At 76.5% G+C, this 15,113-nt stretch carries 11 protein-coding genes; 4 read left to right on the top strand and 7 right to left on the bottom strand.

What is annotated here, in order from left to right; genetic code table 11:
- Positions 1-13: 13 nt before the first annotated feature.
- From lanL to ACIP60_RS19455, 4 genes are all read right to left on the bottom strand, one after another.
- Positions 14-2,725 carry a class IV lanthionine synthetase LanL gene (gene lanL / locus ACIP60_RS19470; protein ID WP_400685982.1) on the bottom strand — a complete coding sequence of 904 codons (2,712 nt, stop codon included), beginning with the start codon at positions 2,723-2,725 and terminating at the stop codon, positions 14-16.
- A 2-nt stretch (positions 2,726-2,727) separates the two neighbouring features.
- The gene (locus tag ACIP60_RS19465; RefSeq protein WP_199528016.1) at positions 2,728-2,895 is read right to left on the bottom strand and encodes an SflA family class IV lanthipeptide; all 168 of its coding nucleotides are present in this window, start codon (positions 2,893-2,895) and stop codon (positions 2,728-2,730) included.
- A 242-nt stretch (positions 2,896-3,137) separates the two neighbouring features.
- A complete protein-coding gene (locus tag ACIP60_RS19460) occupies positions 3,138-5,390 on the bottom strand; it encodes an MMPL family transporter (RefSeq protein WP_400685979.1) in 2,253 nt (750 codons plus the stop codon).
- Between the two features lie 231 nt (positions 5,391-5,621).
- Positions 5,622-6,104 (bottom strand): tyrosine protein phosphatase, encoded by a 483-nt coding sequence (locus ACIP60_RS19455; protein ID WP_400685976.1) that lies wholly within the window; start codon positions 6,102-6,104, stop codon positions 5,622-5,624.
- A gap of 429 nt (positions 6,105-6,533) precedes the next feature.
- On the opposite strand from ACIP60_RS19455, the gene ACIP60_RS19450 reads away from it, so the two are divergent.
- Positions 6,534-7,730, top strand: a complete 1,197-nt coding sequence (locus ACIP60_RS19450; RefSeq protein ID WP_400685973.1) for an aminotransferase class V-fold PLP-dependent enzyme — start codon at positions 6,534-6,536, stop codon at positions 7,728-7,730.
- Positions 7,731-7,770: 40 nt separating this feature from the next.
- Here ACIP60_RS19450 and ACIP60_RS19445 read toward each other — a convergent pair whose 3' ends face one another.
- On the bottom strand, positions 7,771-8,421 hold the full coding sequence (locus tag ACIP60_RS19445) for a TetR/AcrR family transcriptional regulator (RefSeq protein ID WP_400685970.1): 651 nt from the start codon (positions 8,419-8,421) through the stop codon (positions 7,771-7,773).
- Positions 8,422-8,547: 126 nt separating this feature from the next.
- On the opposite strand from ACIP60_RS19445, the gene ACIP60_RS19440 reads away from it, so the two are divergent.
- Complete coding sequence (locus ACIP60_RS19440) at positions 8,548-9,696, top strand: FAD-dependent oxidoreductase (RefSeq protein ID WP_400685967.1); 1,149 nt, start codon at positions 8,548-8,550, stop codon at positions 9,694-9,696.
- A gap of 193 nt (positions 9,697-9,889) precedes the next feature.
- Here the strand turns inward: ACIP60_RS19440 and xylA are convergent, their stop codons facing one another.
- A complete protein-coding gene (gene xylA / locus ACIP60_RS19435) occupies positions 9,890-11,056 on the bottom strand; it encodes a xylose isomerase (protein WP_400685964.1) in 1,167 nt (388 codons plus the stop codon).
- 284 nt (positions 11,057-11,340) lie between these two features.
- On the opposite strand from xylA, the gene xylB reads away from it, so the two are divergent.
- Together xylB and ACIP60_RS19425 are read left to right on the top strand one after the other, a co-directional pair.
- Positions 11,341-12,768 carry a xylulokinase gene (xylB, locus tag ACIP60_RS19430; protein WP_400685961.1) on the top strand — a complete coding sequence of 476 codons (1,428 nt, stop codon included), beginning with the start codon at positions 11,341-11,343 and terminating at the stop codon, positions 12,766-12,768.
- Between the two features lie 210 nt (positions 12,769-12,978).
- Positions 12,979-14,340: an ROK family protein gene (locus ACIP60_RS19425; protein ID WP_400685959.1), complete on the top strand. Its 1,362-nt coding sequence runs from the start codon at positions 12,979-12,981 to the stop codon at positions 14,338-14,340.
- A 143-nt stretch (positions 14,341-14,483) separates the two neighbouring features.
- Here the strand turns inward: ACIP60_RS19425 and ACIP60_RS19420 are convergent, their stop codons facing one another.
- Complete coding sequence (locus ACIP60_RS19420) at positions 14,484-15,089, bottom strand: polysaccharide deacetylase family protein (RefSeq protein WP_400685956.1); 606 nt, start codon at positions 15,087-15,089, stop codon at positions 14,484-14,486.
- Positions 15,090-15,113 lie beyond the last annotated feature (24 nt).

Genomic DNA, 15,113 nt, shown 5'->3' with positions numbered 1-15,113 from the left:
CGTCCCGCGGGCGTCAGGGGAGCACGCCGAGCGGGGGGCCGCCGGGGGAGTGCAGGCGGCGGAGGAAGGAGAGGACGCCGGTGGTGCCGGTGGCGTGGCCGAAGGACTCGCGGACCAGGCCGGCGTCGGGGAAGACCGGGTGGGTGGCGGGGCCGGCCGAGCGGGCCAGTACGAGGGTGGCGACGGTGCCTGCGGCGGTGTGGAACTCCGGTGCTCCGGGCGCGAGTTCGAGCATCAGGTCGCCCACTCCGGCGAGGCCGCAGCACTGGGTGGCCAGTGGCATGCGCGGGGCCAGCGCCAGGCAGGCGCGGGCGCACCGTTCGGCGAGGGCGCGGTGGGCGGGGGCGCCGAGCTGTTCGGCGGCGCGGGCCAGGACGGCGCCGATCCCGGCCAGCCCCCGGCACCAGGAGCCGTAGCGCCGGGTGGCGCCGGGTCGGGCGGCGGCGGCGAGCAGCGCGGGGACGGCCTCGGCGAGGCGTGCGCAGGCCCGGGCGGCGTGGCGCCGGGAGTCCGGGTCGCCGGTGGCGCGGGCGTGCGCGAGCAGGAAGTGGGCGACGCCCGCGTCGCCGTGGGCGATCCCCCGGGTGAGGGCGGCGTCGCCGGGACGCGGTACGGCGGGCGGGGTGAGGCGGGCGCGGCCGGTGGTCAGCCGGTCGCGGCAGGCCGTGGCGGCGGCGAGGTGCCGGTCGGTGGAGACGGTGGCGGTGGCGGTGGCCGGGAGGAGGCGGGCCAGGAGCAGGTGGCCGAGGCCGGTCCCGGCGACGCCGTCGATCAGGTCGGCCTCCGGCGGCCCGCCGCCGGGGCGCTGCTCCGGCAGGTCCGGCAGGTCCCGCAGGTCCGTCGCGCGTTCCGGGGGCGGGACGCCGGCGGCGGTCAGGAACAGGTCGACACCGGCCCGCCCGCAGTAGAACCCGGGTGGGAGCGTGCGGTCCTGGCGGGCCGTCCAGTCGGCGAGCGCGGCGACGGCGGCCGGGACGCCGGGGCGGTGCAGGTGCTGGAGGAGTTCCAGGCCGAGACCGGAGCTCCCGCCGTAGACGTCGACCGGGGTGGGGATGCCGGAGCGGTCGGCGCGCGCCGGGTCGGCGATCCGGTGGGCCTGGGCGACGCAGCGGGCGACGGTGTGCTCGACGATCTCCGCCAGCCGGTCCCGGTCGGGCGGGACCGCTGTCGCCGCCGCCACCACCTTCGTCGGCGCGGTGCGCGGCGCGGGTTCCGGCGGGCGTGGCGGGTCGGACTCGACCGTCGGGGTGAACTCCGCTGCGCGGTAGGGGTGGTGGCCTCTTCCGGAGCGGCTGCCGTGGCGCAGCCGCTCCGCGCCGACGGCCCGGGTCCCGGCGTCGGGGCTGGTCAACTCACTGATCAGGCTGCGGAGTCGGCGGTGGGCGTGGCCGGGGAGGGCGAACTCCAGGCAGGCGAGCGTGCGTTCGTGGTTGACGGCCGGATCGGGGTCGAGGACGACCGGGTCCAGGCCGGTGGCGGCGAAGTGCAGCGTCATGCCCAACGCGTGGTAGTCGTCGGCGGGTTCGGCCGGGGCGCCGGGCCGGTGCACCGGCCCGCTGTAGCCGGGGGTGGAACCGTCCGGTCCGGTGCCGTGGTGCGCGCTGATGCCGAAGTCGACCAGGTGGCAGCGCCCTCCGGCGTCGAGGACGACGTTGTCGGGCTTGAGGTCGCGCACCACCACGCCCCGCCGGTGGACGCCGTCCAGCACCCGCAGCAGCCGGACGGCGAGCGGGCCGGGCGCGCGCGGGTGGTCCGGTCCGGCCGCGGCGAAGGGCCCGTGGTCCTGCACCTCGCGGCGCAGGTCGCGGTTGCCGCAACTGGTCGTGACCAGGTACTCGTCGGCGCGGTGGCGGAAGTAGTCGAGGGCGCGCGGGACGCCGGGGACGCCGTCGAGCGCGGTGAGCACGGCGTGCTCGTTGCGCAGCCGGTCGCGGGCGTCGGAGCCGTCCGCGTCCTCGGCGACGTGGGCGCGGGCCTGCTTGACCACCACGGCCAGCCCGCTGACCAGGTCCAGGGCCCGGTAGACGTTGCCCTGCGCCTTGCGGGCGATCCCGCCGGTCACCCGGTAGCGCCCGCCGCCGAACCCGGGCCGCCCCGCCTGTGCCTCCACCGGCCCGGACGGCCCGTCCGCCCGCCCGGCCGCCACGTTCGCCCCGGCCCCCGCGCTCGTCCCGGCCGGGCCGGCGTCCGCGGGGCGGGCGAACGGGTCCGCGGCCCACGGCGGGCAGCGGTACGCGGTGCCCGCCAGGCCGTCGAAGAGGCGCCCGTCGGGGCCGGTCATCACGGATTCGAGGCGCCCGCTGCGCCCGGTGCGGTAGTCGCCGGTGAACGGCCCGTAGCGGTAGTAGACGGGCGAGTCGGGGTCGAGGCGGCGGTCGCCGGTGATCGGCGGTCCCTCCCGGCCGCGCAGGGCGGCGGCCAACTCGGTGGCGAGCGGCAGGAGTTCGTCCGGCATCGGATAGACGGTGATCGCCTTGCCGACCGAGGCGGCGTCCCGGGCACCGGAGTTGAGGGTCCGCAGCACCTCGGGGTCGCGGGCCCACTTGGCGTGGCAGACGTGCCGGGCCAGCACCGGCAGGACGAGCGCGAGGACGGCGTCCAGGGTGCCGGGGCGGGCGGAGACGTGGAGCTTCCAGCCGTGCTCCATCGCCGGCATCCGCGGATCGTTCAGGTACGACCAGGTGTCGTCGGACCAGGGGCGGCGGCCGGCGATGGGGCCGGTCACCGTCAGGAGTTGAAGTCGCAGGCCACGCGGGTGGTCGCGGTCACCCACGGGTCGGACAGACAGGCGGTGGGGCCGTGGTCGGTGCGGTCGTCGTCCTCGAACACCAGGGTCTCGTCGTCCACGGCCAGCGGGCCGGCGTCGCGGATCGCGGTGGGGGTGGCAACGGGCATGTGACGCCTCCAGGTCTTGTCGCGCGTCCGGCGCGGCCGCGGGTTTGCGCCCGGCGCCGTGGACCGCCCGGCCCGGTCGGGCCGAAGTCCTGGGGCACGAAGGTAGGCAGGAACGCCGCACCTGACAAGGGGGCGGACGGACCGCTTCCGCACCGGCGGCCGACCGGCGGGAGCGGTGGGGCGGGCGGGGCGGGTGGAGCGGAAGGGGCGCCCGGCGCAGTGCTGATGGAGTATCAATTCTGCTATCGAGCAGAGACGTTGCTCCCCTCGGCATCGATGTCCGGGAGGAGCCGGTCCAGCAGTCGCGGGGTCCACCAGGCGGCGTCGCCGAGCAGCGTCATCGCGGCGGGGACCATCAGCAGGCGGACCACGGTGGCGTCGATCAGCACGCTGACGGCCAGGCCCAGGCCCATCATCTTGACCACCACGTCGTCACTGACCACGAACGCGGCGAACACGCTGACCATGATCAGGGCCGCGCAGCCGATCACCCGCGCGGTGGTCTCCAGCGCGTGCGCGACCGCGCCGCGGCTGTCGCCGGTCCGCCGCCAGTGCTCGTGGACGCGGGAGAGCAGGAACACCTCGTAGTCCATGCTCAGGCCGAAGACGATGGCGAACATCATCATCGGGACGTAGCTCTCGATCGGCACCTTGCCCGCCACCCCGAGCGCCGGGCCGCCCCAGCCCCACTGGAACACCGCGACCAGCACCCCGTACGAGGCGGCGATCGACACCAGGTTGAGGACGGCCGCCTTCAGCGCGACCAGCGGGGCCCGGAACACCAGCAGGATGATCAGGAAGGCCAGCGCGACCACCACCGCGATGATCGGCAGCAGCCGGGCGGCGATCAGGTCCAGGAAGTCGACCTGGGCGGCGGTGGTGCCGGTGACGTACGTGGTGGCGGGCGTGCCCCGGACCGCGTCCGGCAGCACCGTGTCGGAGAGGTGGCCGACCAGGTCGGTGGTCCGTTGGCTCTGCGGGGCCTGCGCGGGCGTGACGGTGGTGAACAGCACGTCGCCGTCCGCGCTGGTCTGCAGCGGCGCGGTGCCCGCCGTGTCCGGCACGCCGGTCAGCGCCTGCTGGACGGCGGCGGCCAGCGCCGGACGGTCGGACGCGGCGACCGCGCTCTGGTCGACCACCACCGTCAGCGGGCCGTTGGAGCCCGGGCCGAACGCCGCCGCCATCAGGTCGAACGCCCGCCGGTCGGTGAACGAGGTCGGGTCGGCGCCGTCCCCGACGTGCCCGAGCCGGATCGACGGCAGCGGCACCGCCAGCACCAGCACCGTGACCAGGCCCGCCGCCAGGTACCACCACGGCCGACGCTCGACCCGCCGCGCGTACCGGTGCCACAGGCCGCTCGCCGACGCCCCGCCCGGGCCGGTGCCCTCGGCCACCGGCGGGTGCACCGTGAAGCGGTCCATCCGGCGGCCGACCACGCCCAGCAGCGCGGGCAGCAGCGTCAGCGCGCCGCACACCGCCGTCACCACCGTCACGCCCGCCGCCAGGCCCAGCTTCGCCATGAACGAGATGCCCGACACCGACAGGCCCGCCAGCGCGACCACCACCGTGGTGCCGGAGATCAGCACCGCCCGGCCGCTGGTCGCCACCGCGTGCCCGGCCGCCGTCCCGGGGTCCCGGCCGTCCATCAGGTTCTGCCGGTGCCTGGTCAGCAGGAACAGCGCGTAGTCGATGCCGACGCCCAGCCCGATCATCGTCGCCAGCGTCGGCGCGACCGTCGCGAAGGTGGTCAGCGCCGCCAACAGACCCAGCAGCCCCAGGCCCAGGACCACCGCGACCAGCGCGCTCACCAGCGGCAGCCCCGCCGCGACCACGCTGCCGAACCCGGCCAGCAGCACCACGACCGCGACCCCGAACCCGATCAGCTCGCTCACCCGGTCGCTCGGCTCCGGCCGCGCCAACTCGCCCAGCGGACCACCGTACTCGACCTCCACGCCCGCCTGCCGCAGCGGCGCCACCGCCGCGTCCACCTGGCCCAGGTAGTCGTCGCCGAAGGTCGCCAGTACGCCGTCGAAACGCACCGTGACGTACCCCGTCAGCCCGTCCGCGGCCAGCGGCCCGCCCGGCTGCGGGGCCTGCCCCGGCGGCGGCAGCGGGTTCTGCGCCGACAGCACGTGCGGCAGGTGCTGCAGGGAGGTCACCGCCTGGTCGACCTGCGCCTGGAACTGCGTCAGCGGCTGCCCGTCGTGCAGCACCACCTGCGCGCCCGTCCCGCCCGCGGCCGGCTCGTGCGCGGACAGCACGTCCGCGCCGTCCTGCGCCTGGGTACCCGGCAGCGAGAAGTCGTCCGAGTACGTGCCGCCCACGGCGTGGTCCGCGATCTGTGCCCCCACCAGCACCAGCAGCCACCCCGCGAGCACCACCACCGGATGCCGGGCGCACCACCCGCCCAGCCGCCACAACCGCCCCCGGGACGGCGGCCCGGACGCTCCCGCCGGACCGGACGCCGACGCTGACGTGCTGCCGGACGAAGACATCAACCCTCCCAGGGGCACAACGCCACCACCCGCGCACGGTGACCGAACCCCGACGTTAGGCGCGCCTCCGCCCCCGCCCCGACCCGCCGCCCCGCGACACGGCCAGGCCCACCCGAACGCCGCCACCCCACCGGCCGGGCGGGCCGGTACGAGTGACGGTCGGACGGTAGGGCGGTCGGTTGGTCGGCCTGTCGGTTGGTGGGTTGGTCGTCTTGTCGGTTGGTCGTCTTGTCAGCCGGTCAGTTGGTCGGTCCAGGCCCGCTGTTCGGCGGTGTCCGGTACCGGCAGGCCGCGGGCCCGGGCGATCCGCGCCCACGCGTCGTCCGGCTCCGTGCCGCAGCGGACCAGCACGGCCGCCGCCAGCAGCGAGGACCGTCCGATCCCGGCCCGGCAGTGCACCGCCAGGTGGCCGCCCGCGTCCAGCCTTCGCGCCAACTCGTCGATCACCGGCCGGACTTCGGCCAGGACGGGGACGGTGCGGTCCTGGATCGGCACCGCCGTGAAGCGCAGCCCGGCGGCCCGGACCAACCCCGGCTCCGCGCCCAGCCCGAGCTCGACGCACTCCGGGACGGTCAGCGCGCTGACCACCTCCGTCACCCCCAGCGCGGCCAGCCCCGCCACCTCCTCCGCGAGCCAGTCACCGCCGCGCGGCCGGGCCATGGTGCTCAGCAGCCCGGGACCGGGCCGTTCGATCGTGAACAGGGTGGGACGCATGACGGCACGGACCTCCGGGGCGGGGGAGAGGGAACGGCGGTCACCGGCACGGGCCTTGGCGCGGGCGGTGACCGAGGCGGCGTCGGCCCGGCGGTCGGCAGGACAGCGGACCGGGGCGTCGACACCGGGGGAACGACCGGCCGGCCGGGTGCGAACAGGCGCGAGAAGAGGCGCGCGGTGCGACGGCGGGCGGTGCCCCGAGCGTAGCACCGCCCGCCGGACGGGCCGTCAGGACGTCGGTGTCCCGTGCCCCGGGCCGTCCGGCCCGCCCTCCTCACCCCCCACCCCGCCGCCCGTCACCCCGACCAACGATGCCCCGCCGCGAGGGGAACCGGCCGCCACCGACGGCGCGTTACCCCCGGGCGCCGAAGAGTTTCGCGCGCCGCCCGCGGCGAGGACGCGCGGGCGTGGTTCCGGGAGGGGGCGCTGGTGGCGGGGATCGACGTGGAGCGGGTGCGGCGGGAGACGGCGGGGGTCGGGCGGGTGGTGCACCTCAACAACGCCGGGGCGGCGTTGCAGCCGCGGGTGGTGGTGGACGCGGTGGTGGAGCACCTGCGGCTGGAGGAGGAGATCGGGGGGTACGAGGCGGCGGACGCGCGGGCCGGGCGGATCGAGCGGACGTACGACGCGCTGGCCCGGCTGGTCGGGGCCGGGCGGGAGGACGTCGCGGTGGTGGAGAGTGCCACCAGGGCCTGGGACATGGCGTTCCACGCGCTGCCCTGGGCGGCGGGCGACCGCATCCTGACCGCCCGCGCCGAGTACGCGAGCAACGCCATCGCGTACCTCCAGACCGCCCGCCGCCACGGGGCGCGGGTCGAGGTCGTGCCCGACGACGCCGACGGGCAGCTCGACGTCGACGCGCTGCGCGCGATGATCGACGAGCGGGTCCGGCTGATCGCGGTCACGCACGTGCCCACCCAGGGCGGGCTGGTCAACCCGGCCGCCGAGATCGGGCGGGTGGCCCGGGAGGCCGGTGTCGTCTACCTGCTGGACGCCTGCCAGTCCGTCGGCCAACTCCCGCTGGACGTGAGCGAGATCGGCTGCGACCTGCTCACCGCGCCCGGCCGCAAGTTCCTGCGCGGCCCGCGCGGCACCGGCTTCCTGTACTGCTCGCCGCGGATCCGCGAACAGCTGCAACCGCCGTTCCTGGACCTGCACGCGGCGACCTGGACCTCGGCGGACGACTACGAAGTCCGCGCCGACGCCAGGCGGTTCGAGAGCTGGGAGGGCAACTGCGCGGCCCGGATCGGCCTCGGCGTCGCCGCCGAGTACGCCCTCGCCCTCGGCCCGGACGCGATCGGGGAACGGGTCACCCGGCTGGGCGCGGCCCTGCGCGCCCGCCTGCGGACACTGCCCGGGGTGCGGGTGCACGACCGGGGCGCGCGGCAGTGCGCCCTCGTCACCTTCACCGTCGAGGGCCGCGACAGCGAGGACGTCGCCCGCGCGCTGCGCGACAGCGGGATCAACGTCTCGGTCTCCCTCGCCGAGTACGCGCGCTGGGACCTCGGGCCCCGGGGCCTCGCGTCGGTCGTCCGCGCCTCGCCGCACTACTACAACACGGAGGCCGAACTCGACCGGCTGGTCGAGGCGGTGCCCGCGCCGGCCGGGTCGTCCGGGCGGTGCTGAGGGGACTGCGCTGAGGGGGGCGGTGCTGAGGGGGCGGGTGTCAGCTCGCCGTTCCGGATGCCGGCCGGTCCGGCCGCTCCGGTGGCGCGGGGCGGCCGGCCAAGCCGTGGAGGAGGAGGTCGGTGAGGGTGTCGACCACTTCGGTGTCGTCGTGGGCGGGGTGGTCGGCGGTGAGCAGGGCGTAGGAGAGCAGGCCGAGCATCGCGCCCATCGCGGGGGCGAGCAGGGCGGGGTCGCCGGGGAGGGGGCGGCCCTGTTCGCGGAGGTATTCGAGGTGGTCGCGGAGGACGTCGGTGTCCGTGGTGAGGCGCTGCCAGGCCCGGCCGGAGCGCGGGCCCGCGGCGACGATCGACTCGAACAGGGCGATGGTGACCGGCAGGTGGTCGCGCATGGCCTGCCAGGACGCGCCGAGGTGGGCGCGCAGTTGGTCCCGGTCGCCGAGGTCGTGCTCGCGCGGGTGGACCTGGGCGACGACCTGGCCGCGGGCCTGGGTGCGGACGTCGTCGAGCAGGGCGCGCAGCAACTCGTCCTTGTCGGCGAAGTGCGCGTAGAACGAGCCGGTGGCCCGACCGGCGGCCGCGGTGATGTCGGTGATCTTCGTGTTGAGGTAGCCGCGTTCGACGAACTGCTGCCGGGCGGCCTCCAGTAGCGCCGCCCTGGTCCCCGCCGCCTGCGCCTTGCGCACGCCCATCGCGTCCAGCCTCCCTTGACCCGCCTTGACCCGCAGCCTTGACCCGCCGTTCGTGCCGACAGCATACTGACGTCCAGTTCGGTGAATGTACATTCATTGAACGTCGATTCAATGAGGGGTGGGCCCATGAAGGCGGTAGTCATCGGCGCGGGGGTGGCCGGCGCGGCGAGCGCGATCGCGCTGCGCAGGATCGGTGCCGAGGTGACGGTGTACGAGGCGCACCCGGACCCGGCCGGCCGGGTCGGCGCGTTCCTGGGCCTGGCCGTCAACGGGCTGCGGGCGCTGGAGTCGCTGGGCTGCCTGGACGAGGTGCGGGCGGCGGGCTTCGAGGTCGACCGGCAGCTGATGTGGTCGGGGCGCGGCAGGCTGCTGGGCGACGTGCCGCGCGGCCGGGCGGCGGACGACCCGCTGCGCGCGGTCACGCTGATGCGGGCCGACCTGGTCGCGGCGCTGCGGGCGGCGGCGGTCCGGGCGGGCGCGCGGATCGTGCTCGGCGAGCGGCTGTCCGGACCGGACGACGGGACGGAGAGGAGTGCGGCGGGCGGTCCGGTGGCGGCGGCGGTGGCCGGTGCGGACCTGGTGGTCGGGGCGGACGGGCTGCGCTCGACCGTCCGGCAGGTGCTCGACCCGGGCGGGCCGGAGCCCTCGTACGCCGGGCTGTACGGGGTCGCGGGCGTCGCGGAGGGGGTGCCGGAGGCGGGCCCGGGCCGGACGTTCAACCTGACCTTCGGGCGTCGCGGCACGTTCCTGCACCAGCCCGCGCCGGACGGCACCGTGTGGTGGTCCGCGCAGCTCGTCGGCCCCGTGCCGCCGGGCGGCCCCGCGCTCGGGGCGGCGGAGGTGGCCGAGGTCTTCGCCACCGAGGAGGTGCCCCGGCGGATCCTCGGCGCGGCCCGGGTCGAGGCGGCGACACTGTTCCACGTCCTGCCGCCGGTGCCGCGCCGCCAGGACGGGCGGCACGTGCTGGTCGGCGACGCGGCGCACCCGGTGGGCGCCGGGCAGGGCGCGTCCATGGCGCTGGAGGACGCGGTCGCGCTGGCCCGGGCGCTGCACGCCGGGCCCGACCGGGCCGCCGCCCTGGCCGCGTTCGACCGGGAACGGACGGCCCGCGCCGGGAAGCTCGCCCGCACGGCGGCGGCCAACCGGGACGCCAAGACCGCGGGCCCGTTCGCCGCCCGGGTGCGGGACGCGGTGATGCCGCTGGTGTTCGCCCGCGGCTACGCCCGGTCGACGGGCTGGCTGCACGACTACCGGCCGGGGGCGCTCCCGCGCTGAACGGACACCGGGGGCGGATTCCCGCGCGGGTCGGCCTCGCGGGAGCACGTCCCCGTCCGGCCGGGGGTCCGTCGGTGCAGCTGGGTGATGCTCCGTCAGCAGAGCTGTTAAGTACCGGAGTTGAGTGGGCTCGAATCCGGTCGGCCCCCAGGGACGGGGAGCCGACCGGAGCCGTTCCGGCCGCCGTCCCGGCTCAGCGGGCGCCGAGCAGGTGCTCGATGGCCAACTGGTCGAGGTGCTCGAAGGCCATGCCGCGCTCGGCGGCGGCGGTGACGTCGAAGTCCTCGAACGCCGAGCGGTCGGCGAGCAGCGCGGACAGGCCGTCGGCGGCGGTCGGCCGGGCGAGCTGGTCGAGGCGGGCGGCGCGCAGCGCCTCCTGCACCTGCGGGTCGGCGCGGAAGGCCAGCGCGCGCTCCTTGAGCAGCAGGTAGTTGCGCATGTTGCCGGCCGCGGAGGCCCAGACGCCGTCGAAGTCCTCGGTGCGCGGCGGCTTGAAGTCGAAGTGCCGCGGGCCCTGGTAGTCGGAGGACTCCAGCAGGTCGACCAGCCAGAACGCCTGCCGCAGGTCGCCCGCGCCGAACCGGAAGTCCTGGTCGTACTTGATGCCGGACTGGCCGTTCAGGTCGATGTGGAACAGCTTGCCCGCCCACAGCGCCTGCGCGATGCCGTGCGGGAAGTTCAGGCCCGCCATCTGCTCGTGGCCGACCTCGGGGTTGACGCCGACCAGTTCGGGGCGCTCCAGGCGCTCGATGAAGGCGAGGGCGTGGCCGATGGTCGGCAGCAGGATGTCGCCGCGCGGCTCGTTCGGCTTGGGCTCGATCGCGAAGCGCAGGTCGTAGCCCTGCTCCGTGACGTAGTCGCCGAGCAGGTCGAAGGCTTCCTTCATCCGGTCGAGGGCGACCCGGACGTCCTTGGACGCGCCGTGCTCGGCGCCCTCCCGGCCGCCCCAGGCGACGTACACGCTCGCGCCCAGCTCGACCGCCAGGTCGATGTTGCGGATGGTCTTGCGCAGGGCGTAGCGGCGCACGTCGCGGTCGTTGGCGGTGAACGCGCCGTCCTTGAAGACCGGGTGGGTGAACAGGTTGGTGGTGGCCATCGGCACCCGCAGGCCGGTGGACTCCAGGGCGGCGCGGAAGCGCTTGACGATCGCCTCCCGCTCCGCGTCCGAGGAGCCGAACGGGACCAGGTCGTCGTCGTGGAAGGTCACGCCGTACGCGCCCAGTCCGGCGAGCCTCTCCACCGTCTCGACCGGGTCCAGGGCCGGACGGGTGGCGTCGCCGAACGGGTCGCGGCCCTGCCAGCCGACCGTCCACAGGCCGAAGGTGAACTTGTCGGCGGGGGTGGGGGTGAGCTGGCTCATCTCGTACTCCAAACGCTGGTGATCGACCGGGTGGATCGACCGAGGGATCGACCGGTGGCCCGACGCGAATCGGGGCCGGAACCGACGGTAACCCGGATCGGGGTCTATTCGTCAGGCCGAAAGACAAATTAATATGGCCGAGCCCGGGAGGGAAGCCCCCGTGCGCAACACCCGACGGAACCCACGCCCGACGGAACCCGGACCCGGCGGAACCCACTCCGGTGGAACCCCGCCCCGGACGGCCGCACACCGGCGCCGGACGACCGCAGACAGGAGCACGCCCCATGGCACACCCGCAGGTGGTGATCGGCGTCGACAGCTCGACCCAGTCCACCAAGGCACTGGCCGTCGACGCCGAGACCGGCCGCGTCCTCGGCGAAGGCCGCGCCCCCCACCGGGTCGACTCCCGCCACGGCCAGGAGAGCGACCCCGCCCAGTGGTGGGACGCCCTCACCGCCGCCGTCGCCGCCACCGGCTGGGCCGACCGCGCCCAGGCCCTGGCCGTCGGCGGCCAGCAGCACGGACTGGTCACCCTGGACGCCGCCGGAGCCCCCGTCCGCCCCGCCCTGCTCTGGAACGACGTCCGCTCCGCACCGCAGGCCGCCGAACTGGTGCGGAAGTTCGGCGCGGACCGGTGGGCCGCCGAACTCGGCAGCGTCCCCGGTGCCTCCTTCACCGCCGCCAAATGGGCCTGGCTGCGCGCCACCGAACCCGAGCACGCCGAGCGCACCGCCGCCGTCCGCCTCCCGCACGACTACCTCACCGAACGGCTCACCGGTACCGCCACCACCGACCGCGGCGACGCCTCCGGCACCGGCTGGTGGACCCCCGACGGCTACCACTCCGCCGTCCTCGACCACCTCGGCCTCGACCCCGCCCTGCTCCCCGCCGTCACCCCCGCCGGAACCCCCGCCGGCCACGCCCGCCCCGGCGGACCGCTGCGCCCCGGAACCCCCGTCGCCGCCGGCACCGGCGACAACATGGCCGCCGCCCTCGGCCTCGGCCTCACCGCCGGCACCCCCGTGCTCAGCCTCGGCACCTCCGGCACCGTCTACACCGTCGCCCGCCACCGCCCCGCCGACCCCACCGGCACCGTCGCGGGCTTCGCCGACGCCCTCGACGGCTGGCTCCCGCTCGCCTGCACCCTCAACTGCACCCTCGCCGTCGACCGGATCGCCACCCTGCTCGGCCGCGACCGCCAGGACGTCGAACCCGGCGGCAGCGCCGTCCTGCTGCCCTACCTCGACGGCGAACGCACCCCCGCCCTCCCGCACGCCAGCGGCCTGCTGCACGGCCTGCGCCACGACACCACCGCCGGCCAACTCCTCCAGGCCGCCTACGACGGCGCCGCGTACTCGCTGCTCGCCGCCCTCGACGACGTCCTCGCCGTCGACGGCCCCGACGCCGCCGACCCCGAACGGCCGATCCTGCTGATCGGCGGCGGCGCCCGGGGCCGGGCCTGGCAGGACACCGTCCGCCGGCTCTCCGGCCGCCCCGTCCAACTGCCCGCCGCCCGCGAACTGGTGGCCCTCGGCGCCGCCGCCCAGGCCGCCGCGCTGCTCACCGGCGAGCGCGCCGACGCCGTCGCCCGCCGCTGGGGCACCGCCGACGGCCCGGTGCTGCCCGCCCTGGCCCGGGACGACGCGGCACTCGAACGGATCGGGACTACCATTTCGCAGACGGCCGCCCTCCAGGGGGACGGCCCGCGGTGACCGGAACCGGACCGTCCGGCCGGGACCGCCGCACCCCACCGGGCGGCCACCCCGACCGGACGGGACGGGGCGACCGGCGGGAACGGGTCGACCGGACGGCGGCGACCACGGCCCGCCCGGGACCACCGGACGGGTCCACCGGACGGGCAGTGAACGGCAGACGGCGGACAGACGGTGCGGCGGACAGCGGCGCGGAGGGACAGGGCGGACGTGGCAGAGGACGGGCAGCAGCAGCCGCCTGACGGCGACCCCGGGACCAGGCGCGGCCCCGCCTCCCAGCAGGACATGCGGCGGCAGAACCTCGCCCTGGTGATGCGCACCGTCGCCGCCGCCCACCCGCTCTCCCGCGCCGACGTGGCCGGCCGCACCGGGCTGACCCGGACCGCCGTCTCCAGCCTGGTCGACGAACTCATCGGCGGCGGCCTGCTGCTGGAGGGCGAGCTGGAGCGCAGCGGCCGGGTCGGCCGCCCCGGCCGGGCCCTGGTGCTGAACGGGGACGGACCGGCCGGTCTGGGCCTGGAGATCGGCGTCGAGCACCTCAGCGCCTGCGTCCTCGACCTGCGCGGCGAGGTCCGGGTCGAACTGCACCGCCCCGCCGCGAACGCGGGCCGCTCCGCCGAGCAGACCCTCGCCGAACTCGCCGAACTCGCCGACCGGGCCGAACGCGAGGCCACCGCGCTCGGCCTGCGGGTGGTCGGCCGGGTGCTCGCCGTCCCCGGCAGCGTCCCGCTGGGCAGCCCCGCCAACCAGGTCGAGCACGCCCCCAACCTGGGCTGGCACCAGGTCGACGTCACCGAGCTGTGGCCCGGCCCCGGCACCGCCCCCGCCGTCGAGAACGAGGCCAACCTCGGCGCGCTGGCCGAACTCTGGCAGGGCACCGGCAGCGGCACCTTCGTGCACATCTCGGCAGGCGAGGGCATCGGCGGCGCGCTCGTCCTGGACGGGCGCCTGTTCCGCGGCGTCCAGGGCTTCGCGGGCGAACTCGGCCACCTCACCGTCCGCCCCGACGGCCGCCCCTGCTCCTGCGGCGCCCGCGGCTGCCTCGAACCGTACGCGGGCCTGGCGGCCGTGCTCCGCTCCGCCGGGTTCACCGACGAACTGGACGGGCCGGACGGGTTCGACGGGCTCGACGCGCTCGACGAGTCGGACCGGCTGGAGCGGCTGGACCGGCCGGACGGTTCCAGCGGGGCGCCGGGTGCGACGAGCCTGACGGGACGTCAGAACGGCGACCCCATCGCGGAGTTGGTCCGCCGCGCGGAGCGGGGCGACCCGGCGACCCGGCGCGCGCTCCGGCACGCCGGCACCGCGCTGGGCACCGCGCTGGCCGCCGCGGTCAACCTGGTCGACCCCGACTCGCTGGTCCTCGGCGGCGGCTACGCCGACCTGGCGCACTGGCTGCTGCCCGCGATGCGGACCGAGCTGGCCGCGCTGATCCGGGTCCGCCCCTGGCCCGAAGAGGCCCTGCGCGCCTCGCCGTTGGGCCGCCGCGGCCCCGTCCTCGGCGCGGCCCTGGTCACCGTCCGCAGCCTGCACTCCGACCCGGCGGGCCTCTGGCTGGCCGAGACCGCCTGACCGGACGTGCCTCCACCGTTCCGGCCGGGCCTTCCGGCCGCGTGGTGCGGTGCGGCGGGTTCACCGGTGGCCGGGCGCGTGGTGCTGGGCGGGTGCGCCCGGCCACCGGAGTGCGGGGGAGGGGCCGGAAGGCGGCGGGAGGGTCAGCGGGGCAGCGGGGTCGAGCGCAGGCCGCGGACGGTGAGGGCGGCCAGGACGGCGGGCAGCGCGGTGACGGTGTTGCGGTTGCCGTGGTCGTGCAGCAGTACGGTGTCGCCGGGGCGGGCCGCGGCCACCGCGGCGGCGACCTCGGCGGGCGGTGTGCCGTCCCAGTCGCGGGTGTCGACCTCCCAGAGCGTCTCGGTCAGGCCCGCCGCGGCGGCGAGCGAGCGGATCGCCGGGTCGGTGTCCCCGTACGGCGGTCGGAACAGCGTCGGCGGGCGGCCGGTGAGCGTGGTCAGGAGCCGGTTGGTGCGCTCGATCTCGTCCCGGGCGGCGGACCGCGGCAGGCCCGGCAGGGAGGGGTGCGACCAGCTGTGGTTGCCGATCGCCATGCCGGCCCGGTCCAGGGCGCGGACCAGTTCGGGGTGGCGTTCGGCCTGCGCGCCGCACAGGAAGAAGGTGGCGCGGTGCCCGGCGGCGGTGAGCGCGGCGAGCAGCTCGGGCGTGGAGTCCGGGTGCGGGCCGTCGTCGAAGGTCAGCGCGAGGGTGCCGGCCGACGCCGGCGGGCCTGCGGCGTCGGGTGCGGGCCCGGGTGCGGGCTCGGCCATGGTGCCCCCTCCTGGCGGGTCGAA

Origin of the sequence: Kitasatospora sp. NPDC088783 (assembly GCF_044750705.1) — a bacterium.
Classification (GTDB): Bacteria; Actinomycetota; Actinomycetes; order Streptomycetales; family Streptomycetaceae; genus Kitasatospora; species Kitasatospora fiedleri.
Note: the sequence above shows the minus strand (reverse complement) of the source record. Positions and strands in the feature narration are given on the sequence as shown.

What these genes read in the sequence shown, in the direction of transcription:
- ACIP60_RS19440 (WP_400685967.1), top strand. Translation starts at nt 8,548, where the DNA reads ATGAAGGCGGTAGTCATCGGCGCGGGGGTGGCCGGCGCGGCGAGCGCG.
- xylA (WP_400685964.1), bottom strand. Translation starts at nt 11,056, where the DNA reads ATGAGCCAGCTCACCCCCACCCCCGCCGACAAGTTCACCTTCGGCCTG.
- ACIP60_RS19460 (WP_400685979.1), bottom strand. Translation starts at nt 5,390, where the DNA reads ATGTCTTCGTCCGGCAGCACGTCAGCGTCGGCGTCCGGTCCGGCGGGA.
- ACIP60_RS19455 (WP_400685976.1), bottom strand. Translation starts at nt 6,104, where the DNA reads ATGCGTCCCACCCTGTTCACGATCGAACGGCCCGGTCCCGGGCTGCTG.
- xylB (WP_400685961.1), top strand. Translation starts at nt 11,341, where the DNA reads ATGGCACACCCGCAGGTGGTGATCGGCGTCGACAGCTCGACCCAGTCC.
- ACIP60_RS19465 (WP_199528016.1), bottom strand. Translation starts at nt 2,895, where the DNA reads ATGCCCGTTGCCACCCCCACCGCGATCCGCGACGCCGGCCCGCTGGCC.
- ACIP60_RS19420 (WP_400685956.1), bottom strand. Translation starts at nt 15,089, where the DNA reads ATGGCCGAGCCCGCACCCGGGCCCGCACCCGACGCCGCAGGCCCGCCG.
- ACIP60_RS19445 (WP_400685970.1), bottom strand. Translation starts at nt 8,421, where the DNA reads ATGGGCGTGCGCAAGGCGCAGGCGGCGGGGACCAGGGCGGCGCTACTG.